Origin of the sequence: Pseudarthrobacter sp. NPDC080039 (assembly GCF_040702335.1) — a bacterium.
GTDB lineage: Bacteria > Actinomycetota > Actinomycetes > Actinomycetales > Micrococcaceae > Arthrobacter > Arthrobacter enclensis_A.
Genome location: NZ_JBFBKY010000006.1, coordinates 145,052 through 169,147, shown reverse-complemented (window position 1 = coordinate 169,147; position 24,096 = coordinate 145,052). Strand labels below are relative to the sequence as shown.

Annotated in this window: 24 protein-coding genes; 16 read left to right on the top strand and 8 right to left on the bottom strand. The window is 67.2% G+C overall.

Going from position 1 to position 24,096, the window contains the following annotated elements:
* Positions 1-168 precede the first annotated feature (168 nt).
* The 3 genes from AB0313_RS09655 to AB0313_RS09645 all read left to right on the top strand — a co-directional run bounded on the left by AB0313_RS09655 (position 169) and on the right by AB0313_RS09645 (position 1,909).
* On the top strand, positions 169-1,290 hold the full coding sequence (locus tag AB0313_RS09655; protein ID WP_366305177.1) for a 3-deoxy-7-phosphoheptulonate synthase: 1,122 nt from the start codon (positions 169-171) through the stop codon (positions 1,288-1,290).
* Between the two features lie 156 nt (positions 1,291-1,446).
* A complete protein-coding gene (locus AB0313_RS09650) occupies positions 1,447-1,659 on the top strand; it encodes a helix-turn-helix domain-containing protein (RefSeq protein ID WP_141946079.1) in 213 nt (70 codons plus the stop codon).
* A 151-nt stretch (positions 1,660-1,810) separates the two neighbouring features.
* A complete protein-coding gene (locus tag AB0313_RS09645) occupies positions 1,811-1,909 on the top strand; it encodes an AURKAIP1/COX24 domain-containing protein (protein WP_003792170.1) in 99 nt (32 codons plus the stop codon).
* 103 nt (positions 1,910-2,012) lie between these two features.
* Here the strand turns inward: AB0313_RS09645 and AB0313_RS09640 are convergent, their stop codons facing one another.
* On the bottom strand, positions 2,013-2,831 hold the full coding sequence (locus AB0313_RS09640) for an HAD-IB family hydrolase (RefSeq protein ID WP_141946081.1): 819 nt from the start codon (positions 2,829-2,831) through the stop codon (positions 2,013-2,015).
* 78 nt (positions 2,832-2,909) lie between these two features.
* Here AB0313_RS09640 and AB0313_RS09635 point away from each other — a divergent pair, with 78 nt between their 5' ends.
* Entirely contained in the window at positions 2,910-3,164 is a 255-nt protein-coding gene (locus tag AB0313_RS09635) for a glutaredoxin family protein (RefSeq protein ID WP_141946083.1), read from the top strand.
* A 9-nt stretch (positions 3,165-3,173) separates the two neighbouring features.
* Complete coding sequence (locus AB0313_RS09630; RefSeq protein ID WP_366305174.1) at positions 3,174-3,878, top strand: redox-sensing transcriptional repressor Rex; 705 nt, start codon at positions 3,174-3,176, stop codon at positions 3,876-3,878.
* 77 nt (positions 3,879-3,955) lie between these two features.
* Here AB0313_RS09630 and AB0313_RS09625 read toward each other — a convergent pair whose 3' ends face one another.
* On the bottom strand, positions 3,956-4,744 hold the full coding sequence (locus AB0313_RS09625; protein ID WP_366305172.1) for a hypothetical protein: 789 nt from the start codon (positions 4,742-4,744) through the stop codon (positions 3,956-3,958).
* 222 nt (positions 4,745-4,966) lie between these two features.
* A complete protein-coding gene (locus tag AB0313_RS09620) occupies positions 4,967-5,515 on the bottom strand; it encodes a YceI family protein (RefSeq protein WP_141946093.1) in 549 nt (182 codons plus the stop codon).
* A 200-nt stretch (positions 5,516-5,715) separates the two neighbouring features.
* On the opposite strand from AB0313_RS09620, the gene AB0313_RS09615 reads away from it, so the two are divergent.
* The 10 genes from AB0313_RS09615 to AB0313_RS09570 all read left to right on the top strand — a co-directional run bounded on the left by AB0313_RS09615 (position 5,716) and on the right by AB0313_RS09570 (position 19,601).
* Entirely contained in the window at positions 5,716-6,396 is a 681-nt protein-coding gene (locus tag AB0313_RS09615) for a histidine phosphatase family protein (RefSeq protein WP_366305170.1), read from the top strand.
* Positions 6,397-6,452: 56 nt separating this feature from the next.
* A complete protein-coding gene (locus AB0313_RS09610) occupies positions 6,453-7,013 on the top strand; it encodes a TlpA disulfide reductase family protein (protein WP_366305288.1) in 561 nt (186 codons plus the stop codon).
* A gap of 15 nt (positions 7,014-7,028) precedes the next feature.
* Entirely contained in the window at positions 7,029-7,784 is a 756-nt protein-coding gene (locus AB0313_RS09605) for a cytochrome c biogenesis protein CcdA (protein ID WP_366305168.1), read from the top strand.
* Entirely contained in the window at positions 7,784-9,547 is a 1,764-nt protein-coding gene (locus tag AB0313_RS09600; RefSeq protein ID WP_366305166.1) for a cytochrome c biogenesis protein ResB, read from the top strand. Before AB0313_RS09605 ends, AB0313_RS09600 begins: the two co-directional genes overlap by 1 nt.
* Positions 9,547-10,635 carry a c-type cytochrome biogenesis protein CcsB gene (gene ccsB, locus AB0313_RS09595; RefSeq protein ID WP_141946100.1) on the top strand — a complete coding sequence of 363 codons (1,089 nt, stop codon included), beginning with the start codon at positions 9,547-9,549 and terminating at the stop codon, positions 10,633-10,635. The genes AB0313_RS09600 and ccsB overlap by 1 nt, the downstream gene beginning before the upstream one ends.
* A 155-nt stretch (positions 10,636-10,790) precedes the next feature.
* Positions 10,791-12,890 (top strand): Hsp70 family protein, encoded by a 2,100-nt coding sequence (locus AB0313_RS09590; protein ID WP_366305164.1) that lies wholly within the window; start codon positions 10,791-10,793, stop codon positions 12,888-12,890.
* Between the two features lies 1 nt (position 12,891).
* Positions 12,892-14,979, top strand: coding sequence for a LuxR C-terminal-related transcriptional regulator (locus AB0313_RS09585; protein WP_366305162.1), 2,088 nt, complete (start codon positions 12,892-12,894; stop codon positions 14,977-14,979).
* Between the two features lie 162 nt (positions 14,980-15,141).
* The gene (locus tag AB0313_RS09580; RefSeq protein WP_307308361.1) at positions 15,142-16,170 is read left to right on the top strand and encodes an IniB N-terminal domain-containing protein; all 1,029 of its coding nucleotides are present in this window, start codon (positions 15,142-15,144) and stop codon (positions 16,168-16,170) included.
* Positions 16,171-16,197: 27 nt separating this feature from the next.
* Entirely contained in the window at positions 16,198-18,111 is a 1,914-nt protein-coding gene (locus tag AB0313_RS09575; RefSeq protein WP_366305160.1) for a dynamin family protein, read from the top strand.
* Positions 18,108-19,601, top strand: coding sequence for a dynamin family protein (locus tag AB0313_RS09570; RefSeq protein ID WP_366305158.1), 1,494 nt, complete (start codon positions 18,108-18,110; stop codon positions 19,599-19,601). Before AB0313_RS09575 ends, AB0313_RS09570 begins: the two co-directional genes overlap by 4 nt.
* A gap of 9 nt (positions 19,602-19,610) precedes the next feature.
* Here AB0313_RS09570 and AB0313_RS09565 read toward each other — a convergent pair whose 3' ends face one another.
* Together AB0313_RS09565 and AB0313_RS09560 are read right to left on the bottom strand one after the other, a co-directional pair.
* Positions 19,611-20,177 carry a hypothetical protein gene (locus tag AB0313_RS09565; protein WP_366305156.1) on the bottom strand — a complete coding sequence of 189 codons (567 nt, stop codon included), beginning with the start codon at positions 20,175-20,177 and terminating at the stop codon, positions 19,611-19,613.
* 4 nt (positions 20,178-20,181) lie between these two features.
* Complete coding sequence (locus AB0313_RS09560) at positions 20,182-20,583, bottom strand: PLD nuclease N-terminal domain-containing protein (protein WP_366305286.1); 402 nt, start codon at positions 20,581-20,583, stop codon at positions 20,182-20,184.
* 64 nt (positions 20,584-20,647) lie between these two features.
* On the opposite strand from AB0313_RS09560, the gene AB0313_RS09555 reads away from it, so the two are divergent.
* Positions 20,648-20,956, top strand: coding sequence for a DUF4229 domain-containing protein (locus tag AB0313_RS09555; protein WP_307308371.1), 309 nt, complete (start codon positions 20,648-20,650; stop codon positions 20,954-20,956).
* On the opposite strand, the gene AB0313_RS09550 is transcribed toward AB0313_RS09555, so the two are convergent.
* The 3 genes from AB0313_RS09550 to AB0313_RS09540 form a co-directional block, all read right to left on the bottom strand.
* Positions 20,953-21,834 carry a 1,4-dihydroxy-2-naphthoate polyprenyltransferase gene (locus AB0313_RS09550; RefSeq protein WP_307308373.1) on the bottom strand — a complete coding sequence of 294 codons (882 nt, stop codon included), beginning with the start codon at positions 21,832-21,834 and terminating at the stop codon, positions 20,953-20,955. The two genes, AB0313_RS09555 and AB0313_RS09550, sit on opposite strands and share 4 nt — an antisense overlap.
* A 76-nt stretch (positions 21,835-21,910) precedes the next feature.
* On the bottom strand, positions 21,911-23,122 hold the full coding sequence (locus AB0313_RS09545; protein ID WP_366305154.1) for an AMP-binding protein: 1,212 nt from the start codon (positions 23,120-23,122) through the stop codon (positions 21,911-21,913).
* Positions 23,123-23,134: 12 nt separating this feature from the next.
* On the bottom strand, positions 23,135-24,088 hold the full coding sequence (locus tag AB0313_RS09540; protein ID WP_141940268.1) for a 1,4-dihydroxy-2-naphthoyl-CoA synthase: 954 nt from the start codon (positions 24,086-24,088) through the stop codon (positions 23,135-23,137).
* Positions 24,089-24,096 lie beyond the last annotated feature (8 nt).

Sequence of the window (24,096 nt, the reverse complement as noted above, 5' to 3'; positions counted from 1 at the left end):
CCGTTGGTATGCGTATTTTTCGTTGGCTCTGGAGGAGCCCGCGTCTAACTGACACGCATCCAACTTTCCTTCAGAGCCAACAGGGCAGAGATGATTCTCTGCCCTTCGCCGTTTCTCCGGCGGGTTCTGAAATCCGGGCCCGCTTCCCATCTGGAACAGGACCCGAACATGAGCACCGCAACAGCAGCAGCCCCCGCCACCGACACCAAGTCCACCTCCAACCTGCGGGTCAGTGAATTCACGCCGCTGCCCACTCCCTCCGAACTCCTCGCCGAACTGCCCCTGGACGCCCGGGCCGCGGACGTCGTCGAGCGGGGACGCGACGAAGTGCGCGCCATCATGGACGGCGTGGACGACCGCCTGCTCGTCATCGTGGGACCCTGCTCCATCCACGATCCAAAGGCGGGCCTGGAATACGCCCGCCGGCTGGTCAGCCAGGCCGAAAAGCACAAGGAAGACCTGCTGATCGTGATGCGGACCTACTTCGAGAAGCCGCGCACCACGGTCGGATGGAAGGGCCTGATCAACGATCCCCGGCTGGACGGCAGCCACGACATGGTCACGGGCCTGCGCGCCGCCAGGAAGTTCCTTCAGCAGGTGACGGCGCTGGGCCTGCCCACCGCCACTGAGTTCCTGGAGCCCATCAGCCCCCAGTACATGGCTGACCTCATCTCGTGGGGTGCCATCGGCGCCCGCACCACCGAAAGCCAGATCCACCGGCAGCTTGCCTCCGGCCTCTCCATGCCCATCGGCTTCAAGAACGGGACCGACGGCGGCCTGCAGGTGGCGATCGATGCCTGCGGTGCTGCGGCGGCGGCCCAGGCGTTCCTGGGGATCGACGGGGAGGGCCGGGCTGCACTGGTGGCCACTGCCGGCAACCCCGATACCCACGTAATCCTGCGCGGCGGCCGCAAGGGGCCCAACTACTCAGCGGCGGATGTGGAGCGGGCCTCCAGCGAGCTGGCAGGCAAGGGGCTGAACCCGCGCCTCATTGTCGATGCCAGCCACGCCAACAGCGGCAAGAGCCACCACCGCCAGGCCGAGGTGGCGCTGGAGATCGGTGCCCAACTGGAGGACGGCGGGACGGCAGCGCGGGCAGTGGCCGGCGTGATGCTGGAGAGCTTCCTGATGGGCGGGGCGCAGAACCTGGACGTCGCCGAGCACGCGGCGGGGCGATCCGAACTGGCCTACGGACAAAGCGTCACGGACGCCTGCATGGACTGGGACGTCTCCGCCTCAGTGCTGGAGCAGCTGGCAGCCTCGTCCCGGAAGCGGCGGCAGTCGAAATAGGGGACCGAAATAGGGGCGCGCACTACTTTCACATCTGCCACATGAACATCTAGAGTATCTATTTAGGTGGTTGGTGGATGGCTCAGCATCGTAACACCGCATTGGCACGTACCTGGGGTCACTGTTGTCCATCCGTCAGCAAAGGAAAATAGGGAAATGTCGGCAGAACAGAACTTCTCCAACGCGAAGTTCCTGACCGTGGCTGAAGTAGCCGAGGTCATGCGCGTCTCCAAAATGACTGTCTACCGGTTGGTCCACTCCGGTGAAATGCCGGCTGTGCGCTTCGGCCGCTCCTACCGGGTACCGGAAAACGCCGTTGAACAGTACCTTAGGGGTGCCGTGGTGGACGGCCACACTGAGACGGCCTGAGGCAGCTTGTCCCGAGCCGCCCCCGATAGGCGGTACCCTGTTAAGGAACGTTTTACGTCATTGTAAGAATCTGTCAGTTGTTCAGTTCGTAGCTTTGTCCACGGACATTCCCCATCAGGCAGGTACTGCATCTAGTTTGTAAGGAACTTTCGTGGGTTCAGTTATCAAGAAGCGTCGCAAGCGTATGGCCAAGAAGAAGCACCGCAAGCTGCTTCGCAAGACCCGTCACCAGCGCCGCAACAAGAAGTAGCAATACTTCGTTCAGCGTGGAGATGCCCGTCCCCTTCCCAGGTGGCGGGCATTTCGTTTGTCCCCGTTGTAGTGCCGGCAGCGAGAGGCCAGCGCCGGCAACGCTAGGCGCGCGGGCCGCGGAAGCGGGCGAAGCCCTTCCACAGGCCGTAGACGACGCCACCGAAGGTTGCCGCCTTGAGGCCGAAGGTGGCGGCGCGGCGGCCGGCGCGGAAGTCGTAGACCGGCCAGTTGCGGTCGCGGGCGTGGCGGCGCAGCCTGGAGTCCGGGTTGATGGCCACAGGGTGTCCCACCAGCGACAGCAGGGGGATGTCGTTGTAGGAATCGCTGTACGCCCAGCAGCGCTTGAGGTCCAGGGCCTCCTCGTCGGCAATGGCCTGCACTGCGACGGCTTTCGCAGAGCCGTGCAGGATGTCACCCACCAGGCGTCCCGTGTACATGCCGTCCGAAACCTCGCCGACTGTGCCAAGTGCTCCGGTCAGTCCAAGGCGGGTGGAGATCACGGTGGCCACTTCGATGGGCGTGGCCGTCACCAGCCAGACCCGCCGGCCTACCCGCAGATGCTGTTCCGCCAGGGCCTTGGCGCCCGGCCAGATCCGCGACGCGATCATTTCGTCATAGACCTCTTCGCCGAGGGCCTTGATGTCGTCAACGCTGATGCCCACTGCCAGGGTCAGGGCCGAGTCCCGGACGGCGTGGACATCATCCATGTTTTCACCGCGGGCCACGAACTTGAACTGTTTCCAGGCCATGCCAGCCGCCTGCCTCAGGGTGAACGCTCCCCGCTGGTGCATCTTGCGGGCTACATGGAAGAGGCTGGCGCCGCGCATCAGGGTATTGTCCACGTCGAAAAACGCCGCTTCGCCGGGCTGCGGCGCAGCAACCGGCCGCGTGACTACGGCGACGTATTTCTCCTCGGGCATGGACTCGAGTCTAGTCAATCCACCGGCCTGCCGCCGTCGGCGTCACCGGCAACCCGCGAACGGCGATACCGTTAAGCCATGGCTACACCCCGCGTCGTCCTGGTCACCAAAGCTGACTGCCACCTTTGCGAAGAGGCGCGCGACGCCGTCAGCCGGGTCGTTGCCTCGCTGGGGCTTACCTGGAGCGAGGAACGGGTGGATAACCAGCCGGAACTCCGGGAGCGCTACGCCGAGGAGATTCCGGTGGTGCTGGTGGACGGGGTCCAGCGGGACTTCTGGAAAATCGACGAGGCCCGGCTGGAACGCGTGCTGCAGCGCGCCATGGCCCAGTAAGGGAGCGCCGTGACCTCCCTGGACTCAACATCGCAGCCTGTCCCGGAACTTCCCGATGCCGGCGGCATGCCGCCCAAACAGATACCGCCTGCCGCCGTGGCCCGGCTGACGCTCTACCTGCGGGCCCTCAACACCCTGCTGGCCGAGGGTGTGGAACGTGTCTCTTCCGAATCCCTCGCGGAGGCCTCGGGCGTCAGTTCCTCCACGCTGCGCAAGGACCTCTCCCATGTGGGTTCGTACGGCACCAGGGGGGTGGGTTACGAGGTGCAGTACCTCAGCCGCCACATTGCCGCGGCCCTTGGCCTGACCCACGACTGGAAGGTTGCCATTGTGGGCGCCGGCAACCTGGGCAAGGCCCTGGCGCGGTACGGCGGCTTTGAGTCCCGCGGATTCGACGTCGTGGCCATCTTCGACGCCGACCAGATGGTGGTGGGCAGCGAGGTGGGGTGGCTGCGGGTCAGCGACGTGGCAGACCTTGAGACCGTCCTGCACCGCACCGGCGCCAACATGGTGGTGCTGGCGCTTCCGGCCGCGGTGGCGCAGGGCGTCTGCGACCGCGTGGTGGCGGCAGGAGTGCGCAGCGTGCTGAGCTTCGCGCCGGTGATGCTGCAGGTTCCCGAGGGCGTAAACCTCCGCAAGGTGGACATGGCCACCGAACTCCAGATCCTGGCCTACCATGCCCAGCGGGCCCAGACGCCAGGGCAACCCGCCTAGGACCACTCGACACAGCAGAACGGCCCGGGAGACATTGCTGCTCTCCCGGGCCGTTCTGACGTCAGCGGACGGGGCCGCTACCGCCCGTAAGGGTTGCCGAAGCCGCCGGTATACGGATTGGTAAAGGGCTGCTGTTTCCGGAAATAAGGCGCAGCTGCAGGCAGGTAGAGCAGCACGATGGCGGCAATCCCGAGGAGCGTGCCGATCGTCGAGAGGCTGGGAACCCCGAACAGACCGAATAGGGACAGCGCCGCAAATACCGTGCCCAGGATGCGGGCCCAGTTCCTGCCTTTGCGGACGAAGAAGGCCACAAGCAGGTACAGGGCCGCCCCGATGATGGCAAACACCACCAAGGTGCCGGCGATGAAGCCCTTCATGTTGTCGTAGCTGATGTCGGCCCCGCCGGCTTTCATCTGCTGGTCAAAGAGCTGCCGGAGCTGGGGGTCATCAAGCTGGGTGAGCCCCAGGATCATGCCGAAGACAAAAAGGACAGCTGACGCGATGAGCAGCCAGAAGGAGATGTTTACCAGTTGCGGGACCCCGGCGCTGGCGGCGGCCTGAGGCTGCTCGGAGGGGTACTGGCCGTAGGGAGACTGCCCGTACGGCGGCTGCCCCTGCCCGTACTGCCCGCCATACTGGGGAGCGTTCTGCCCGTACTGCGGCGCTGCCGGCGGCTGTGATCCATACTGCGGCGGGTTTTGGCCGTACTGGGGAGCGTTCTGCCCGTATTGGGGTGCGTTCTGTCCGTACTGCGGCGCATTCTGGCCGTAGCGTGGCTGCTGGGAGCCGGACTGGCCGTTCCCGGGCTGGCCGTTGCCGGAGTGGGGGTCTTGGGGTGCGGGAGGCGGGACGGGAGGCGTGCTCATTGGGCGTTCCTTCTGCGGGTCGGGATCCAGGTGGGGTGCCGGGAATCGGTCCTCAGCCTTCCCCCCAGCATGGCTTACGTCCACCGTACCCCCGGCCGTCCGTGATGTGGATGATTCACAACTTATTCACGCCGGCCGGTGCCTTGTCGGTTCCGCCCGTTAAACACCGCACCCCGGAGCCTGCCTCGTGGGCCGCTGCCGGGGGTGCGGTGTTGGGGGAAATTACGCTGCGGGAGCGATGAAGGCGAGCTCCAGGTTGATGGCAACCTTGTCGCTGACCAGTACGCCGCCGGTTTCCAGCACGGCGTTCCAGGTCAGGCCGAAGTCCTTGCGGCTGATGGTGGTCTCAGCGGAGACGCCGGCGCGGGTGTTGCCGAACGGGTCAACGGCCACACCGTTGAACTCGGTTTCCAGGGTCACAGGGCGGGTGACGCCCTTGATGGTCAGGTCGCCGGTGAGTTCGTAGCTGTTGCCCTTGGCCACCAAGCCGTTGGAGACGAAGGAGATCTCCGGGAACTGCTCCACGTCGAAGAAGTCGCCGCCCTTGACGTGGCCGTCGCGGTTGGCGTCACCGGAATCGAAGCTGGCGGTCTGGATGGTGGCGTTGATCTTCGAGTCGGCCACGTCCTCGGCCAGCTCCAGGGTGGCGGCGGCTTCGGTGAACTGGCCACGGACCTTGCTGATGCCTGCGTGCCGCACGGTGAAGCCAATCTCGCTGTGGGAGTTGTCCAGGGTCCAGGTGCCGGTGGTGACGTCTGCGGGAAGTGCCATGATGTTGCTCCTTGTGTTGATACCTGTCGAGGTCGTGATGTTGAAGCTTCATCTGTTGAAGTCTCAACTAACTGCTGCATCCAGTATAAACATGCATTTGCATCTTTTGTTCCCGCCTTTGGAACATTTCTTCAAAAACTTCAGTTCTACTCGACGTAGAAGATTTCGGATCGCACGCCATCTTTGAGAAACTGGTACACATGCCCCAAGCCACTGTCCATCTGCTCCGCCACGGCGAGGTCCATAATCCCGACGGCGTTCTCTACGGACGGCTCCCGGAATTCCACCTCTCCGAACTGGGGCAGGAGATGGCGCGGATGCTTGCCGAACACTTCCGGCAGCGCGCGGAGCGCGGCGCCCGCATCACCTACCTGGCCGCCTCACCGCTTGACCGTGCACAGGAAACCGCGCGGCCGACGTCGGAAGCCCTGCACCTGCAGATCCACACCGATGAGCGGATCATCGAAGCGGAAAACTACTTCGAGGGCATGAAAGTCACCAGGGCGGAACTCAGGCGCCCCAAGCACTGGCCGCGCCTGGTCAACCCCCTGCGCCCGTCCTGGGGTGAGCCGTACAAGCAGCAGGCCGCACGCGTGGCGGCTGCCGTGCAGGACGCGCGGCTGCAGGCCATCGAACGTGCTGCGGGCGACTTTGGCACCGCCGGTCCCGAGGCCATCCTGGTAAGCCACCAGCTGCCCATCTGGGCCACCCGGCTGAGCGCCGAGGGCAGGCCCCTGTGGCACGACCCCCGCAAGCGCGAATGCACCCTGACCTCCGTCACGTCCCTGGTATTCGACGACGACGGCTCGCTCCTGCGGGTCGAGTACAGCGAACCCGCGGCGTCCCTTCTTCCCGGTGCCGCCAGCACCCCTGGAGCCTAGCAGTGAGCAACAACCACAACCTTCCTTCCCGCCGCCGCCTCCTGGCCGCCGGCGGCATGGCCCTGACCGCGCTGACCCTTGGCCTGTCCGGCTGCGCCCAGGAGGATGCGCTGGCCAAGCAGGCCAAGGCGGGGGACAACAAGAACTACGTTGCCGGGGACGGCTCCGTGACGGAGTTCGCCGCCGCGGACCGCAAGGAAGCCGTGCAGGTCCAGGGAGCCTTGTTCGACGGCACCAAGGTGACACCGGCCGATTTCCAGGGAAAGGTCAGCGTCCTTAACTTCTGGTTCGCGGCCTGCGCCCCGTGCAGGGTGGAGGCGCCGCTCCTGGAATCGCTGCACCAGGAGTTCAAGGACCAGGGCGTCCAGTTCTTCGGCGTTAACCTCCGCGACGAGAAGGCAACGGCCGAGGCCTTCGAGAAGACCTTCAACCTCACCTACCCCAGTTTCAATGACAAGGACGGGGCCGTCCTGCTGTCCGTGTCCGGCCTGGTTCCCCCCGGCGCCGTGCCCACCACCCTGGTCCTGGACAAGCAGGGACGGGTTGCCTCCCGCGTTCTCGGCGAGATCGAAAAGGGCACCCTGAAGGCCCTCATCACCGCCGCCGTGGCGGAGTAGGGACAGGCCGGGACCGTGAACAGCCCCTTTGCAGAAGCCATCCTCAGCGGATCCCTGCTGCTGGCCATCCCGGTGGCACTGCTCGCCGGCCTGGTTTCCTTCCTTTCCCCCTGCGTCCTTCCACTTGTCCCGGGCTACCTGGGGTACGTGACGGGCCTGAGCGGCGTGGACCTGCACAAGCAAAAACGCGGCCGGATGCTGGCCGGGATCGGCCTGTTCGTCCTGGGCTTCTCCGTGATCTTCGTCCTCCTGGGCGGCGCGTTCGGCCAGCTGGGCACCCTTATCACGGGCAGCCAGAACGCCTGGATCACCCAGCTCCTGGGGCTCCTGGTGATCATCATGGGCATTGTGTTCATGGGCGGCTTCAGCTGGCTCCAGCGGGACGCGAAAATCCACGCCAAACCGCCGGCAGGCCTCTGGGGCGCGCCCCTGCTGGGGCTGACCTTCGGGCTGGGGTGGGCGCCGTGCATCGGCCCCACCTACTCCGCGGTGCAGCTGCTCAGCCTCTCCGGCGGGTCCTCTGCCGCCAAGGGTGCCTTCCTGGCCTTTGTCTACAGCCTGGGGCTGGGCATCCCGTTCCTGCTGATCGCCCTGGCCCTGCGCCGGGGGATGGGCGTCATGGCCTTCTTCCGCAAGCACCGGCTGGCCATCCAGCGGACCGGCGGCGGAATCCTGGTGGTGCTCGGGCTGCTGATGGCCACCGGCGTGTGGGGTGCCTGGGTGACCGGGCTGCAGTACTGGTTCCAAACCGATGTGAAGTTGCCAATCTAATGAGCGAGCGCGTGAACGTAAAGAAAAAGCAATCCGCCCCCCTTGCGGAGGCAAAAGCCCAGGCTGCCCTTCCGGCACTCGGGCTCAAGGGCATGCTCCGATGGGCCTGGACCCAACTGACCAGCATGCGCACCGCTCTGTTCCTGCTGCTGCTCCTCGCCGTCGCCGCCGTGCCCGGCTCGTTGTTCCCGCAGCGGCCGGCCAACCCGGCCAACGTCACCCAATACATCACGGACCACCCTGACTACGGCAAGCTGCTGGACAACCTGCAGCTCTACGACGTCTACTCCTCGGTCTGGTTCTCGGCTATCTACCTGCTGCTCTTCATCTCGTTGATCGGCTGCGTGGTTCCCCGCGCCATCGCCCACTACAAGGCCATGCGCTCCCAGCCGCCGCGGACCCCGCAGCGCCTCTCCCGGCTGCCCGAATACGGCACGCTGGTGATTCCCTCCGGTGCCGGCATTCCGGCGTCGGACGCCATCAACAATGCCGCCGGGATACTCCGGAAGCGCGGCTACCGCGTGGAGGTGAGGGATGCCGACGGCGCCCTTCCGTCCCTGGGTGCCGAGCGCGGCTTCCTGAAGGAAGTCGGCAACCTGGTCTTCCATACCTCGCTCATCGGCGTGCTGGTGTCCGTGGCCGCGGGCGGACTGTTTGGCTACAGCGGCCAGCGCATCCTGGTGGAGGGCGACACGTTCGTGAACACCCTGGTGGGCTACGACCAGTTCAGCCCGGGCACTAACTTCCAGTCGAGCCAGCTGCAGCCGTACTCCCTGCAGCTGGACAAGTTCAACATCACGTTCGACCGCGAATCCAAGGGCAAGTTCGGCCAGCCCATCGACTTCGCAGCCACCGTGACCACCAAGGAAAACCCCGACGCCCCGCCCAAGCAGGAGCTCCTGAAGGTCAACGACCCCGTGAGCCTCGGAGGGACCAGCATCTACCTCACCGGCAACGGCTACGCGCCGGTGGTAACCATCCGGGACGGGACCGGCAACATCGCCATGCAGGGCCCGGTGGTGGCCAAGCTGCAGGGCCAGAACTACTATTCCTCGGTGGTCATCAAGGTTCCGGACGCCAAGCCGGACCAGCTCGGGTTTGTGGGCTTCTTCCTGCCCACCGCCTTCGTCAATGACAAGAACGTTTCGTTCAGTGCCGATCCTGAGTTGTTCAACCCGCAGCTGACCCTCAACTCCTACTACGGGAATTTGGGCCTGGACACCGGTGCTCCGCAGAACGTCTTCGAACTCGACGTCAAGAACCTGACCCCGCTTAACGCCCGCAACCTGGCCGCCGGCGGCATCACGCTTGCCCCCGGCTCCACCTACACGCTGCCGGACGGCAAGGGCAGCATCAGCTTCGATGGCGTGAAGCGCTACATTGGCGTGGACATCCACCACAATCCCGGGCAGGTGTCCGCCCTGGTCTTCGCACTCCTGGCGGTGGCCGGCCTGATCCTGTCGCTCTACGTCAACCGCCGGCGCGTCTGGGTGCGCACGGGCACCGCGGACGACGGCCGCACCATGGTGGAATACGGGCTCCTGGCCCGCGGCGAAGACCACCGCCTGGCCGGAGAAGCGGCAACCCTTCGGAAACTCTTCTCCACCGAGTGGCAGCTGCCCGAAGATTCCGCCGCCGAAGACAGCGCCACATCCCAGCAAACTCCCAGCCGGACAAGCGATAATGTCGCAGGCTCCGTCGACAATGCCGCAGGCTCCCTCACCACCCCAGCAGGCCCTACCGGGCCCGAAAAGGACCAGTAATGCCATTTGGAATCAACGAAACCATGGGCCAGTACAGCGAACTCTTCATGCTGCTGGCGGCGGGAACCTACACCGTGGCCTTCATCGCCTTCGCCTGGGACCTTGCCAAGAGCAGCAAGGCCCTCCGGGCCGTGGACCTCAAGGCCGCCCAGGCCGGGACCGCCGCCAAGGTCCCCGTAGCTGCCGGGGTGGCCGCGGGCTCTGCCGGGGCCCGCCTGGACGGGCCGGCCGACCGGGCCGAGCGTCCGTCGTCGTCTGCTGCCAGGGCCGGCGGTGCAGGCACCGGGGGTGTCAGGACGGCCGACGGCGACATGAAGTACGCCGCGGAGCGCCGGGTTCCGGCGCGGGTCGCCGTAGCCCTGACCACCCTTGCCGCCGTTATCCACGGCGCGGGCGTGGTCACCAGGGCCCTGGGCGCCGGACGCGTGCCGTGGGGCAACATGTACGAATTCCTCACCACCGGCGCATTCCTGGTGGCGGCCGTGTTCCTTCTTTCGCTGATCCGCCGCGACCTCCGCTTCCTGGGCACCTTCGTAGTGGGCCTGGTGATCATCATGATGGTGGCTGCCTCCGTGGCGTTCTGGACCCCGGTGGGCCACCTCGTTCCCGCCCTGCAGAGCTACTGGCTGGTTATCCACGTCTCCATCGCGGTTCTTTCCTCCGCACTGTTCACCCTGACGTTCGCGATGTCCGCCCTGCAGCTGGTGCAGTCGCACCGGCAGAAGACGGCTGCCGCCGGCGGCGCCGACAAGCTCGGTTTCATGCGCCTGGTGCCTTCAGCACTGAGCCTGGAAAACCTGTCCTACCGCATCAACGCCATCGCCTTCATCGGCTGGACCTTCACCCTGATGTTCGGCGCCATCTGGGCGGAAAAGGCCTGGGGCCGGTTCTGGGGCTGGGACACCAAGGAAGTGTGGACCTTCGTTATCTGGGTCGTCTACGCCGGCTACCTGCACGCCCGCGCAACGCGCGGCTGGACCGGAACCCGGGCGGCGTGGCTGTCCATCGTGGGCTACCTCTGCGTGATCTTTAACTTCACCATCGTCAACACGCTCTTCAACGGCCTCCACTCCTACTCCGGCCTATAGGGTCCTGCCCGGGCCCGGCAGCCGGGACTTTCGGCCCCTTTTCCGCCGCCAGGCGGCATAGATCGGCCGAATGGCAATTCGATGTAGCAACAGGGGTGTTCCCCCGTCCTTCGATGGTGCTACGTTGGTGACGTTCACTGTGATGAAGCTTGCATGTGGACCACCAGCCTTTCGAGGTACCCATGAGCTACGCTCTCGCCGTTGACGTCGGGACAAGTTTCACGGCGGCCGCCGTGGTTCGTTTTCACAAGGGTGCCTCCCCTGTGCCCGAGAGCCTGCCCCTGGGGTCGCGCGGGGCTTCGGTGCCTTCGGTCCTGTACTTCCCGGAAGAGGGAGCCGTCCTGGTAGGCGAGGCGGCGGAGCGCCGCGGGCTGGACTCGCCGGAGCGCGTGGTGCGGGAATTCAAGCGCAGGATCGGGGACGACGTACCCATCATCCTGGGAACCCTGGCGCTGCAGCCTGAGGAGGTCTTCGCCACCATGGCCCGGTGGGTGGCAGACCGGGCTGCCGAACGGGAAGGGGGGCCGCCGTCGGCGCTCTTCCTCACCCACCCAGCCGCATGGGGAATCCACCGCCTGTCCGTCATCCGGGACGCCCTCGCAGCCCACGGCCTGGAGAACATCACGCTCCTTCCGGAGCCAGAGGCCGCGGCACTGCATTACGCATCCCAGGTCCGGGTCGATGAGGGAAGCACCATCGCGGTATACGACCTTGGCGGGGGTACCTTCGATACGGCCGTCCTGAGGAAGTCCGGCAGCAGCCGCTTTGACCTGATGGGGCGCCCGGAGGGCATCGAAGACCTGGGCGGCGCCGACTTCGATGCCGCCGTATTTGGCTACGTTGCCGCGCACACCGGGACCGCACTCAATGACCTGGATCCCACCGATCCGGCCGTGCTGGGAGCCCTGGCCCGGCTCCGGCGCGAATGCGTCGAGGCCAAGGAAGCGCTGTCCGTGGACAGCGAGGCCAATATTCCCGTGTTCCTGCCGGGAGTCCACCAGCAGGTACGGCTGGTGCGTTCCGAGTTCGAGGCGCTGATCGACGAGCCCCTGCGGGAAACGGTGGAGGCGCTGCAGCACTCCCTGTCCCAGCTGCACCTGGAGCCGGCCGACCTTTCCACGGTGCTGCTGATCGGGGGGTCCTCCCGGATTCCGCTGGTGGCCGAACTGGTGTCGGAGCGGCTGGACCGCCCCATCGCCGTGGACGCGGACCCGAAATCCTCCATCTGCCTGGGGGCCGCCGTGGCGGCGCTTCTCGCTTTCACCTCCGCAGCGGAGGCTGCAGCAGCGGAGGCCGCGGCAGCGGACGGGGCTGAAGCGCCCGGGTCCCGGGGGGACGGCGCAGGGGCGACTGCCGCCGTCGGGCCTCCCGTTCCAATCGTGCCCACCGCCCCGCCTGCTCCCACAATGCCCAGCTGGTCAAGGAAATACACGACGGTGGCAGGAGACGGTAAAGGGAAGGGCGGCGCGCACGCGCCGAAACCCACCGTCCGGGTCACGGCCGTCGCCGCAGCCGCAGCTGTCCTCACCATCCTCACGGCGACGGCCGCGCAGAGTCCGGACGGTTTCGGGAGCCTGACCGCAATGTTCGTCCCGCAGGCGGGCGCCAGTACCACGGGCGGCTCCGTCGGGGCTGGGGGGACAGAGGGACCCCATGCAGGGGGAGCGGCAGCCGCCGTGCCCCGGCCGCTGGCCGGCGTCGAGGCCAGCGCCAGCACGCAGGCCAGCCAGGAAGCCACCGCCAGCGCGTCCGCCCAGCCGACGGGACACCATGCAACCGGCGGCGAGGGGACGGCGGCCGCCGGCGGGGCACATGCAGGCAGCCCTGTGCCGGCAGGCGCAGCTCCTGCAGCCAGCGCCCCATCCAGTTCCAACGGTTCTACTGCCGGCAGCGGGATCGTCCTGGATGCGGCAACCATAACTGCCACGCCGCCGCCCGGCACCCCTTCGCCGGTTCCGACAACGCCTCCCACCACCATCACCACGCCGACAGCCAGCCCAACTCCTACGGGATCCGGCGCGGGTGGCACCGCAACGCCTGTCCCGGCGGTCTCACCCACGCCGGTCAGCGCCACCGGCACGCCCGTACAGACGGATGTTCCAACCGCCACGGCAAGCCCGGACCCGGGAACCACTCCCACCCAGCTCAGCGCTGAGGCCAGCCCGACGCCGCAGGACACGGCGCTTGAGCCCACTGCCACGGCAACTGAAACTGCCGTGGCAACAACGGACCCGACCACCCCGCCGGCGGCCTGACATGGACGGGCAACTCCAGCGGGCAGAGCACTTCATTCCCCTGCATACCTCACCGGACCACCAAGGGCAGCCGCCCCCTGGCGCGGAGCTGATGGCCAACCACCTCAAGGGGGCGAATGCGGCCGTACGTGAACTGCTGCTCGCACTCTCGGTGGGCTTCGCCCTGCCCGGGCCACTCCCTGCGGACCTTCAGCACAAACTCGCCGGGGGAGCAGTGGAAGATCTTGATGCACTGGTGGACCGGGCCGAGAGTGCCGGGCTGCTAAGGCCCGATGGCACGGTGGTGGGCACCGCCCAGCACGCACTGCTGGCGGCCACCCCGGCCGCCAAGGTCCACGCACTCCAACGTGAGCTGGTGACTGTTTTCGCTGCCACGGGACAACCCCTCGGAGCCCTTGCCCGCGAGCTCGCCAGGGGCGGCCTGGCTGATCCACGGGTTGCGCTGGAACTGGAACAGGCTGCGAACGCTGCCCTGGAGCGTGATCCCCGGCTCGCCGGGCAGCTTTACGAGGAGGCGCTCCTGGCTGGCGCCGACCCGCTGGCCACTGCGGCCCGGCGCGCCCAGGCCGCAGCCGGGGACGGGGAACTCGATGCCGCCGCCCGCATCATCGACTCGCTCCTGGTCAGCACAGAGCCGCCCGACGTGCGCCGCGGGGCAGATGTCGGTGCTTCCGTCTGGGCGCAGCGGGGAATGCTGGCGCGCGGCGCGGACGTCTACAGCTGGCTGGGCCCGGGCCGCGTAGGTGCCTCGGCACCCCTTGCCGCCGTCGCCATGATTGGCTCCGGCGACCGGGCAGGAGCGGAGGCCTTCTTCCAGCCGGACGCGCCCCCGGCGTCGCCGACGCTCCTGTCCGCCGCCCTGGTCCAGACCGGACAGGGAATCCTCGCGTCCCTGGGCGAAAAGCCGCAGCAAGGCATTTCCATCCTGATCCATGCCTCGGACATGCTGAACTCGGCCGGGACGGCCCTTCCGTTGCCGGAAACACCCGCTGCACTGGCAGCACTCCTGGCACTGCACAGCGGTGAGCCACACCTGGCGGAGACAGTCTGCAGGGCGGCGGCAGCCGCGGGGCAGGGCGGCAACGCGGCCCAACCCAGGCTCCTGCTGCTCCAAGCCTGGGCAGCCATGATGCAGGACAAACTCGAGGACGCCCGGCTTGCCGCCACCGAAGCGGCCAAGGCCAACCATTGGCCGCTGGTCCCGCGCGATGAGTTCCTGTCCGCCGCATTGGAAGTGGGGCTGGCGCGCCGGAACGGGGACGTGCCCGAGCTCATCCGCGCATGGGAACGGGCCCGCGAGGCCATGCTGCACACCTCGGTTGACCTTTACAACCTGCTGCCATGGGGGGAGCTGCTGATCGCCGCTGCCCGCCTGCGGGAGACGCGCCGCGTGGCGCAATACCTGGAGGACGCCTGGAAGCTGCTGGGGCGCCTCGGCGAACCCGCTCTGTGGTCCGTTCCCCTGCACTGGTCCGCCGTCCAGGCCGCGCTGCTGAATGAGAGGCCCGCAGACCTGGCTCCACACGCATCGGCACTGGCCAAGGCCTCCGCCCACAGCCAGCTTGCCGCGGTCCTGGCCACGGCCGGCAAGGCCTGGGTGTCAGTGCTGGCAGGCCGGTTCCGCACCGCTGACGTGGAAGGCGCCGCCCGGCTGCTGGCAGCGGTCGGAATGCCCTGGGAAGGCGCGCGGCTCGCGGGGCATGCGGCCGCCCGGGCCGACGAACGGCGGGACATGATGCGCCTGCTCTCCTGCGCCCGGGACCTCCATCCCCAGGGTCCTCCGGCCGGCGGGCCACCAGGATCCGGCGAGGTGGACGCAGGAAACGGTGCGGACGGACCCGGCAAAGTGGGGCAGCCGGACGCATCCGGACTGAGCGAGCGCGAAAAGGAAGTCGCCCGGCTGGTGCTTGAAGGCAAGACCTACCGCGAAATCGGGGAAGCGATCTACATCTCACCCCGGACCGCAGAGCACCATATTGCCAGAATCCGGCGCCGGCTGGGTGCCGAAAACCGCTCTGACCTCCTGGCACGACTGCGCCTTGCGCTCGGTGTTGAGAGCTCCCAACAGCTCAACCCGCAACAGGAGTGAGCCCCTAATGCCCCTATGCGCACCATGCCAATCACCCCGGAGCGGAACCAGCGTGTAGGGGGAACGGGCCCGATGCCATGCAGCGGAAGCGAACCTAGGTTTGAGGCAAAAGGGAACGCCGCCTGATGATCGCAACTCGAAGAAGATGTGAGGACCACGCATATGCCAACACTCGCAAACGACCTTGTCCAGTTCCTGATGCACCTTTTCGGCGACCGGGAGGCGGTCCAGGCGTTCCTGGCCGACCCCGAGAGGGCGCTCGCGGAACACGGCCTGGGCAACGTGGGCTCCGCTGACGTTGACGCCGCTATGCCGGTTGTCCTGGATTACGCTCCCATCACTGTAAATGCGGCATCCTTTGACCGCGCCCCCAACCTCGGCGCCAACAGCGCATGGGTTGGGCAGCCGGGTGCAACTGCCGCCCATGCCGGGGCCCTGCCGGCGGTGTACACGGGTGGACGTGGCCTGGGACAGGGCGGAAACTACGACCATGACGATCACGCCAACGCAGTCCAGCAGCTCCACCACGTGGTGAACCACTTCTCGTACACCACCAACACCACCATGCTGGATGACCGGGGGATCTTCACGGACCAGTCCGTCAGCCAGAACATCTGGGCACACGGAGACGTGGAGCAGTGGTTCGACAACGCAGCGGTGGCTGCCACCGGTGACCACGCTGTTTCCGCCGGCGATGACGCGGGTGCCCGGGACGCCGGCAACATCAGGGATACCTACAGCACGGACCACTCAATGGACCAGTCCACCCACGCGGGCGGAGACGCTGGAATGGGCAGTGGCCAATCCGACGCCTTCGACACCGACGTGGTCCTGGACACGGACAACTCCTTCGACGACAACCTGGACCGTTCCCACGGCATGGACGGCCACCTGGCAACCACGGACCATTCCGTCAGCATGGACACAACCCCCGACGCCAGTGACTCGTCCAGCGACAACTCCGCCCACACCTTCATCCAGGCCGGGGACCCGTACAGCCCGGACACCTCCACAGGTACGGCGGCGGAAACGCACGTGGACGATTCCTTCCAGGACCATGCGGCAACGGGCCTCATGGAGGGCGACCTGGGGGAGGCGGATAACCACCTCGGTCTCCCGGAGGACAACTCCACCCACACGGATGTGGACCCGGACCACCACGCCCCCATAGACGACTCGACAGCGCTCTAACACCTAACTGGAACAGGGGGACATGCTGTGGCAGATTCAGGACCGGTGAGGCAGCAGGGGCCGACGACGGCCGGTCAGCTGGCAAGGCTCCTGGAGCAGGGGGTTCAGCTGGTGGGCAGCGGTGAACGTGCTGACCTGCGCAGGCGGCTGGACCAGGCCTTGGGCCGCCTGCAGGATCCCAGCATCCGGGTCATTGTGGTGGGGGAATTCAAACAGGGGAAGAGCAAGCTGATCAACGCCCTGGTGAACGCCCCGGTGTGTCCGGTCGATGACGATATTGCCACGTCCGTGCCCACCATCGTCAGGTACGGGGAGACACCCTCCGCCACGGTCCTGGTCCCCGCGGTGAAAGACCCCGGCGCTTCCGGCGATGACGGAAGCGGGGACGGCGCCGACGGCACGATCGAGCGCCGCCCCGTGCAGCTCGCGGACCTGCCCGCGCTCGTCTCCGAGCAGGGCAACCCGGGCAACGGCAGGAAGCTCGCCGCTGCGGAGGTCTGCCTGCCCCGCCGAATCCTTACCGGGGGACTGGCCATCATCGACTCCCCGGGAGTGGGTGGAATGAACTCCACCCATGCGCTGACCACGCTCACGGCCCTGCCCGCCGCGGACGCCATGCTGCTGGTCTCGGACGCCTCGCAGGAATACACCGAACCTGAGCTGCGGTTCCTGCGCCAGGCCATGCGGATCACCCCAAACGTTGCGGCCGTCCTGTCCAAGACAGACCTCTACCCGGACTGGCGCCGGGTGGAGGAACTTGACCGGGGATACCTGGACCAGGTGGCGCCGGAGATCCCGTTGTTCCCCTTGTCCGCGGATCTTCGCCTGGAGGCTTCACGGCTGCAGGACAGCGAGCTCAACTCCGAATCCGGATTCCCTGCCTTGGTGGCCTACCTGCGTAACGACATCGTGGGCAAGGCGGAACGCATCCAACGGCGCTCCGTCAGCCAGGACTTGCTGTCCGTTACCGACAACCTGCGGCTGGCCCTGCAGTCCGAGCTCGACGCGTTGGAAAACCCGGGCGGCACGCCGCAGATGCTCGCGGCCCTGGAACAGGCCAAGACGGAGGCGGACCACCTGCGGAAGCGGTCCGCACGGTGGCAGCTGACACTGAGCGACGGCATCAACGACCTCATCTCTGACATGGAGTACGATCTCCGGGACCGGCTGCGCCGGATCCAAAAGGAAGCCGAAACAGCCATCGACCAAGGTGATCCGGGGCCGGTATGGCCACAATTCACGCAATGGCTGGAAGAATGCGTTGCCGCGGCAGTGTCGGACACCTTCGTCTGGACCAGCGAGCGCTCGCAGTGGCTGGCAGCGCAGGTGGCCGGGCACTTCGCCGCCGACGAGGTGTCCCTGCCGGTCCTGCAGGTCTCCGATTCCGGGGACGCCCTGGACCCGGTGGACCGGATGCCGGAGCTTGATCCCGGCCGTGTGAACCCGATCCAGAAAGTCCTCATCGGAATGCGCGGATCCTACGGCGGTGTCCTGATGTTCGGGCTCCTGACCGGTATCTTCGGAATGGCCCTGATCAATCCGCTGTCCGTGGGCGCCGGGCTGCTGCTGGGACGCAAGGCCTACCGCGAGGACAGGGAAACACGCTTGAAGCGCCGCCAGGGTGAAGCCAAGGCGCTGGTGCGGCGCCAGCTGGACGATGTCATATTCCAGGTTGGAAAGCAGCTGAAGGACCGCCTCCGCCTGGTCCAGCGGACCATCCGCGACCACTTCACGGAGATCGCCGATGAATACCACCGGTCGCTGTCCGATTCGGTGGCTGCTGCCCAGAAGGCTGCAAACTCCTTCACGCAGGAGAGGGAAGGACGGATCCGGGACATCCGGACCCAGCTGGCAAAGGTCGATGCCCTGCACAGGGCCGCGGAAGCTGTCTCCGCTGAAGCCATTGCGGCAGGCACCCGTGCCTCGGCGGGGGTGGGATGACGGCATCCACCACAGCGGGGGCCGCCGCGCTGATCCGGGAAGCGCTTGAGGCATACGCTGACGACCCGCAGGCTTCCGCCGCGCTCCAGGGGTATGCGCAGCGGTTGGCTGAGCCGCTGCGGATCGCCGTCGCCGGCATGGTGAAAGCGGGCAAGTCAACGCTCCTGAACGCCATCCTCGGCGAGGAAATTGCGCCCACGGACACCGGCGAATGCACGCGGATTGTGACGTGGTACCGGCACGGCCACACCCCACGCATCACGCTGCACCCCTTTGCGGGGGAGCCCCGGAACCTGCCCCTGAAACGCGTCGACGGCCGCCTGGTCTTCGTCCTGGACGGCATCCGGGCCGAAGAGGTGGAGCGCCTCGACGTCGAATGGCCGTCGCCGGCCCTGCGCGCGATGACCCTGATCGACACTCCCGGGATCGCGTCCCTCTCCCGGGATGTCTCCGCACGGTCGGTACGGTTCCTGGCCCCGGAGGATTCGCCGTCGGAAGCTGACGCGGTCATCTACCTGATGCGCCACCTTCACGCCTCCGACCTCCGGTTCCTGGAATCCTTCCGCGATACCGGTGCCGGCCGCTCCGGTACGGTCAACGCTGTCGCTGTGCTGTCCCGGGCAGACGAAGTGGGGGCCGGGCGCATCGACTCCCTCCTTTCTGCCGCCACCATTGCCGAAAGGTACAGCCGCGACCCTGGACTGCGGAAGCTGGCCTTGGGCGTGGTTCCCGTGGCAGGGCTGCTGGCGCAAAGCGCCCGCACCCTGCGGCAGCCGGACTTCCAGGCCCTCCAGTCGCTGGCAGCCATGGACCGGACAGCACGGGAACGGCTGATGCTGTCCGCGGACCGGTTCCGCCGGTCCACGGAACCTGAGGGGCTGACGGAAGAGGCCCGTGCATCGCTGCTGGAGCGCTACGGGCTTTTCGGCATCCGGCTTGCCGCGGTCCTGATCCGGAACGGGTTTGGTGAGCCCACGCCGCTGGCGCACGAGCTGGCCCGGCGCAGCGGATTGGATTCCCTGCTGGAGGTGGTGAACCGGCAGTTCCAGGCCCGGGCAGAAGCGCTCAAGGCCCGGACTGCGCTCGTGGCGGTGGCAGACCTCCTGGAAAGCCGGCCCCGGCAGGGGACGGAACACCTGGCGGCGTCCCTGGAGCGGCTGCAGGCCAGCGCGCATGAGTTCCGGGAGCTCCGGCTGCTGGCGGCACTGCGGACCACCGGGGGGGAGCTGCCCCCCAACCTCGCGGCGGCGGCGGAACAGCTGTTGGGGGGAGGCGGTCCGGATCCCTGCACACGCTTGGGCCTGGTTGCGGGTTCGGGCCTGGAGGAAGTGGCGGCGGAGGCCAGGCGCCGCCTGGTTCAATGGCGGGCAGTTGCGGAAAGCCCGCTGACCGCGCGGGCCGCTGTTGAGGCATGCCGGGTTGTCATCCGGAGCTGTGAGGGAATCCTCGCGGACTGCAGCGGCAGGGACAGGCAACGGCAGCCGGCGTAGGACCAGGCGTTAGCCGCGTGCGCCCTCGTGCTTTACCCAGGCCCCGGCGGAGGGCAGGAACAGGAGCGCCAGCCCGGCAAAGGCCAGGAGCAATCCGGCGGCCCAGAGCATCACCACGTAGCTGCCCGCAGCACCGCCGGGTACCAGGAAGGCGGACGCCGGAATGAGGAGGAGCAGGTGGGTGGCCAGCAGGGGGACCAGCGTCCACCTGGCCCAGGCCCGGCGTCCCAGCAAAGCGGCAAGGACGGCCGCCTCCAGCAGGGTCATCAGCAGCAGGGCAGCGATGCTTCCCCAAAAGACGGTGCTGGCGGTGGTGGCCACCCCGGCGCCGCTGCCCCCAGCCATGCCCGCCACCACCCCGCGGAGGCGCTGCAGGTTCGAATCACGGGCCATGAAGGACCCCAACAGGACGGCAAGCCCCGCTGCGAAGCTGAGGAGCCAGAGCGTCCGTGCGGCGCGGACCGCGCCGGGGACACGGGGAGCCACCGGGATGGGCGGGGGCGAGGAGTAGGAGAGCCCGGGCCTGGGCGGGGGCGCGGACACGGGCCGCTCTTCGCCGCCGGCCGGGGACACCATGGGCCTATTTCAGCCCGTCGGCGTCGTGTTCGTCCGTACCACGCCGGCCCTTGCCGCCTTCCTCCTTGGCCTTGGCCTTGGCCTTGGCCTCGAGTTCATCGCGGAGTTTCTTCAGGCGGTCGGCCTCTGCCTGGTTCCGGCGCCGTGCCTCAAGGTTGCGCAGGAAGTCAGGATCATCGTCCGGCGCAACGGGGTGCGGGTAGCTGGGACGCGGCTGCGCCGTGCCCCGGGGGCGGCCGATCAGCAGCCAGAGGATGGCGCCCAGGACAGGCAGGACGATCTGTACGATGATCCAGGCAGGTTTGGAAATACCCCGGGTCAGGCGGCCTTCAGTGCGGATCACGTCCACCAGGCCATACACGAAGATGACGAGGACTGCGACGGCCAAGGCCACACGGAACAGCAGCATGCTATTAAGTCTATCGTCAGGACGGGCAGGGGCCGTTGGCGGAGGCGGCTAAACTTGAAGAGTGGCCTTCTTGAAATATTCCCTCATCCGCCTGGCGATCTTTGTGCCCCTGTTCGTCCTGTTCGCTCTGCTGCAGCTGGGGGCGTTGATGTCCGTGATCTGCGCCGCGGTCATTGCCTTCGCCATCAGCTACCTGTTCTTCCAGAAGCAGCGCGATGCTGCGGCAGCAGCCCTGCAGCACCGGTTCTCCGGAAAAGCCAAGCCGCTGCGCTCAGCCGGCGAGGTCCAGGACGCCAACGCCGAGGATGCCCTGCTGGACGCCAACCCCGACATCACCATCAACAACGCCAAGGGCGGCAAGAACAGCTAGAACCCGTGGCTGAGGACCAGTCCCAGTGAGAACAGCACGCTGTAGCCCAGGTTGATCAGGCCGGTCTGCTTCAGGACCGGGATCAGGCTCTTGCGCTTGCGCCCGTTGATCATCAGCCAGGCCGGCATCAGGCAGGCTGGGATCAGCAGCAGCACGATCAGGATCCACGGCCGCGCCGGGGCCAGGATTACCACCAGCAGGATGGCGACGGCGAGCATCAGGACGTAGCTTTCGCGCGCATGCTTGTCCCCGAGGCGCACCGCGAGGGTCTTCTTGCCGGCCTGCATGTCGGTGGGGATGTCCCGCACGTTGTTGGCCATGAGCAGCGCCGTGGCGATCAGCCCGGTGCCGATGGCCCCAATCACCGCTGAGAGGTTGATGTGGCCGGCCTGGGTGAACGTGGTGCCCAGCGTGGCCACCAGCCCGAAGAACACGAACACGAAAAGGTCGCCCAGGCCCTTGTAGCCGTAGGGGTTCTTGCCCCCCGTGTATCCCCAGGCGGCCATGACGCAGCCCAGTCCCACCAGGATCAGCCACCATGCCTGGGTGAGCAGCACCAGGACCAGCCCGAACACCATGGCCACGGCGAAGGCGCCGAAAGCGGCCCACTTGACGTGATCAGGTTTGGCTGCACCGGAGCCCACCAGCCGCAGCGGACCCACGCGGTCATCATCGGTTCCCCGGATGCCGTCCGAGTAGTCGTTCGCGAAGTTCACACCCACCTGGAGCAGGAGCGCCACCAACGCGGCGAGGATGGCGTTGGGCAGGATGAACGAGTCCATCTCGTAGGCGGCGGCAGAGCCGATCAGCACCGGCGCGATTGCGGCCGGCAGCGTCCGGAGTCGGGCGCCTTGGATCCATTGGGCGGCTGTGGCCACGGTTAGTACCTCGTGTTGTTTCGGTAAGACGGCAGGACGATACGTGCGCACCCGCCGCGGTGGTGCAGGTCCAACTCTACTTTCCCCCGTGCAGGGCGCTGAGTTGTGCGGTCATGGCGAGCCGGTCCGGTTTCCCGTTGGGCAGCATCAGCAGTTCCGGTGCGGCGAGGACCGTCTTGGGCGCCAGGACACCCAGTTGGGTCTGCCACTGCCGTTGAAGGGCGACGGCGGTGTCACCGCCCTCGGGCCCGGCTGCACCTTCCCGGCCGTCCCCGCCGGGGGGGACGATGGCCACGTAGGCCGCCACGGCCTGGCCCCACTCCGCGGACGGAACCCCTGCCACGAAAGCGGCCGCGACGCCGTCGGACTGTTCCAGCTGCTCCTGGACGTGCCCTGCGGAAACCTTCACGCCTCCGGTGATGATCACGTCGTCGGCGCGTCCCAGCACGGTGAGCCGGCCGTCGTCGTCGATGGAGCCGAGGTCGCTGGTGCGGTACCAGCGCACGCCGTCCTCCTCGAAGAACGTGCCGGTTTCCTCGTCGGGGGCCTCGATGTAGCCGGCGGCCACCGTGTCCCCGCCCAGGAGGATACGGCCGTCCGGATCCACGCGGACCGAGACGCCTTCCAGCGGGTAGCCGTCATAGACGCAGCCACCGGAGGTCTCCGCGGAGCCGTAGGTGGTGATGACCCGGACGCCGGCGTCCCGGGCGGCTGCCAGCAGCGCCGGCGATGCAGGCGCGCCACCCAGCAGGACGGCGTTGAACCGCCGGAGCACTGCGAGCGTTTCCGGCGGGGGATTGTCCAAGAGGCGCTGCAGCTGCGTGGGAACCAGCGAGGTGAAGCGGATCTTGTCCGTCAGCTCCAGCGCGGCTGCGGTGAAGGCCTCCGGGGTGAAGCCGCCGGACATGTCCATGACCCAAGGCCGGGTGCCGGCGAACAGGGAGCGGACCAGCACCTGGATGCCGGCGACGAACTGGACGGGCAGCGCCAGCAGCCACTGGCCCTCGCCCTTGAGCCGCAGGGCTGTGGCCATCGAGGAGGCCGCCAGGGATTCCACGGTCAGCAGCGTTGCCTTAGGGGTGCCGGTGGATCCGGACGTGCGCACCACGGCCACGGCATCATCGCACCCGGGCGTCTCCACGTGCCCCACGACGAGCCCGCCGTCCGGGCCCACGGAGAGTTCGACGGCGGGACCCTCGCCATGGAGGGCGGCCGCGAGGGCCTTCAGGGCCGGGTCGATGTTGAGGGGTCCGCCGTGGGCGGAAGGGGTGGAGGTTTCGCTGTTCATTGCCGTCCTGCCTCAGAAGTAGTGCGGGAAGCGTGACCAGTCGGGGTCGCGTTTTTGCAGGAAGGCCTCCTTGCCCTCCACAGCCTCATCCGTCATATACGCCAGGCGGGTGGCTTCGCCGGCGAACACCTGCTGGCCGGCCAGGCCGTCATCGGCAAGGTTGAAGGCGAACTTCAGCATCCGGATGGCCTGCGGCGATTGCCGGGCGATGTCCGCTGCGTATTCCAGGGCCACTTCCTCCAGGCGCCCGTGGTCCACGGCCTCATTCACCGCACCCATCCGGACCATGTCCTCAGCGGAATATTCACGGGCCAGGAAGAAGATCTCGCGGGCGGTCTTTTGCCCCACCTGCCGGGCCAGCAGCGCGGAGCCGTAGCCGGCGTCGAAGCTTCCCACGGTGGCGTCCGTCTGCTTGAACTTGCCGTGCTGCCGCGACGCAATGGTGAGGTCGGAGACGACGTGCAGGGAGTGGCCGCCGCCGGCTGCCCAGCCGTTGACGACGGCGATGACCACCTTGGGCATGGTGCGCATCAGCCGCTGGACCTCCAGGATGTGCAGCCTGCCGGCCCGGGCGGGGTCGATGGTTTCCTGGGTCTCGCCGTCGGCGTAGCGGTAGCCGTCCCGGCCGCGGATCCGCTGGTCGCCACCGGAGCAGAAGGAGTGGCCACCGTCCTTAGGGGAGGGGCCGTTGCCGGTGAGCAGCACTGTGGCAACGTCCGGCGTCATGCGGGCATGGTCCATGGCACGGTAGAGCTCATCCACGGTCCCCGGCCTGAACGCGTTCCGGACCTCAGGCCGGTTGAAGGCAATCCTGACCGTGGGCAGGTCACGCACCCAGCCGCCGTCGGAATCCCGCTCCACCTGGCGGTGGTAGGTCATGTCCTGGAAGTCCTCGAAACCGGACACCACCCGCCAGCGCAAGGGATCGAAGACATCGGACACCGGGGCTGGGATCTGGTTGCTCACCGTCCAAG

Bases quoted from the DNA above. Each gene is read 5' to 3' on its own strand.
- AB0313_RS09655 (WP_366305177.1), top strand. From the start codon at position 169: ATGAGCACCGCAACAGCAGCAGCCCCCGCCACCGACACCAAGTCCACC.
- AB0313_RS09650 (WP_141946079.1), top strand. From the start codon at position 1,447: ATGTCGGCAGAACAGAACTTCTCCAACGCGAAGTTCCTGACCGTGGCT.
- AB0313_RS09640 (WP_141946081.1), bottom strand. From the start codon at position 2,831: ATGCCCGAGGAGAAATACGTCGCCGTAGTCACGCGGCCGGTTGCTGCG.
- AB0313_RS09635 (WP_141946083.1), top strand. From the start codon at position 2,910: ATGGCTACACCCCGCGTCGTCCTGGTCACCAAAGCTGACTGCCACCTT.
- AB0313_RS09625 (WP_366305172.1), bottom strand. From the start codon at position 4,744: ATGAGCACGCCTCCCGTCCCGCCTCCCGCACCCCAAGACCCCCACTCC.
- AB0313_RS09620 (WP_141946093.1), bottom strand. From the start codon at position 5,515: ATGGCACTTCCCGCAGACGTCACCACCGGCACCTGGACCCTGGACAAC.
- AB0313_RS09615 (WP_366305170.1), top strand. From the start codon at position 5,716: ATGCCCCAAGCCACTGTCCATCTGCTCCGCCACGGCGAGGTCCATAAT.
- AB0313_RS09610 (WP_366305288.1), top strand. From the start codon at position 6,453: ATGGCCCTGACCGCGCTGACCCTTGGCCTGTCCGGCTGCGCCCAGGAG.
- AB0313_RS09600 (WP_366305166.1), top strand. From the start codon at position 7,784: ATGAGCGAGCGCGTGAACGTAAAGAAAAAGCAATCCGCCCCCCTTGCG.
- ccsB (WP_141946100.1), top strand. From the start codon at position 9,547: ATGCCATTTGGAATCAACGAAACCATGGGCCAGTACAGCGAACTCTTC.
- AB0313_RS09585 (WP_366305162.1), top strand. From the start codon at position 12,892: ATGGACGGGCAACTCCAGCGGGCAGAGCACTTCATTCCCCTGCATACC.
- AB0313_RS09580 (WP_307308361.1), top strand. From the start codon at position 15,142: ATGCCAACACTCGCAAACGACCTTGTCCAGTTCCTGATGCACCTTTTC.
- AB0313_RS09570 (WP_366305158.1), top strand. From the start codon at position 18,108: ATGACGGCATCCACCACAGCGGGGGCCGCCGCGCTGATCCGGGAAGCG.
- AB0313_RS09565 (WP_366305156.1), bottom strand. From the start codon at position 20,177: ATGGTGTCCCCGGCCGGCGGCGAAGAGCGGCCCGTGTCCGCGCCCCCG.
- AB0313_RS09545 (WP_366305154.1), bottom strand. From the start codon at position 23,122: ATGAACAGCGAAACCTCCACCCCTTCCGCCCACGGCGGACCCCTCAAC.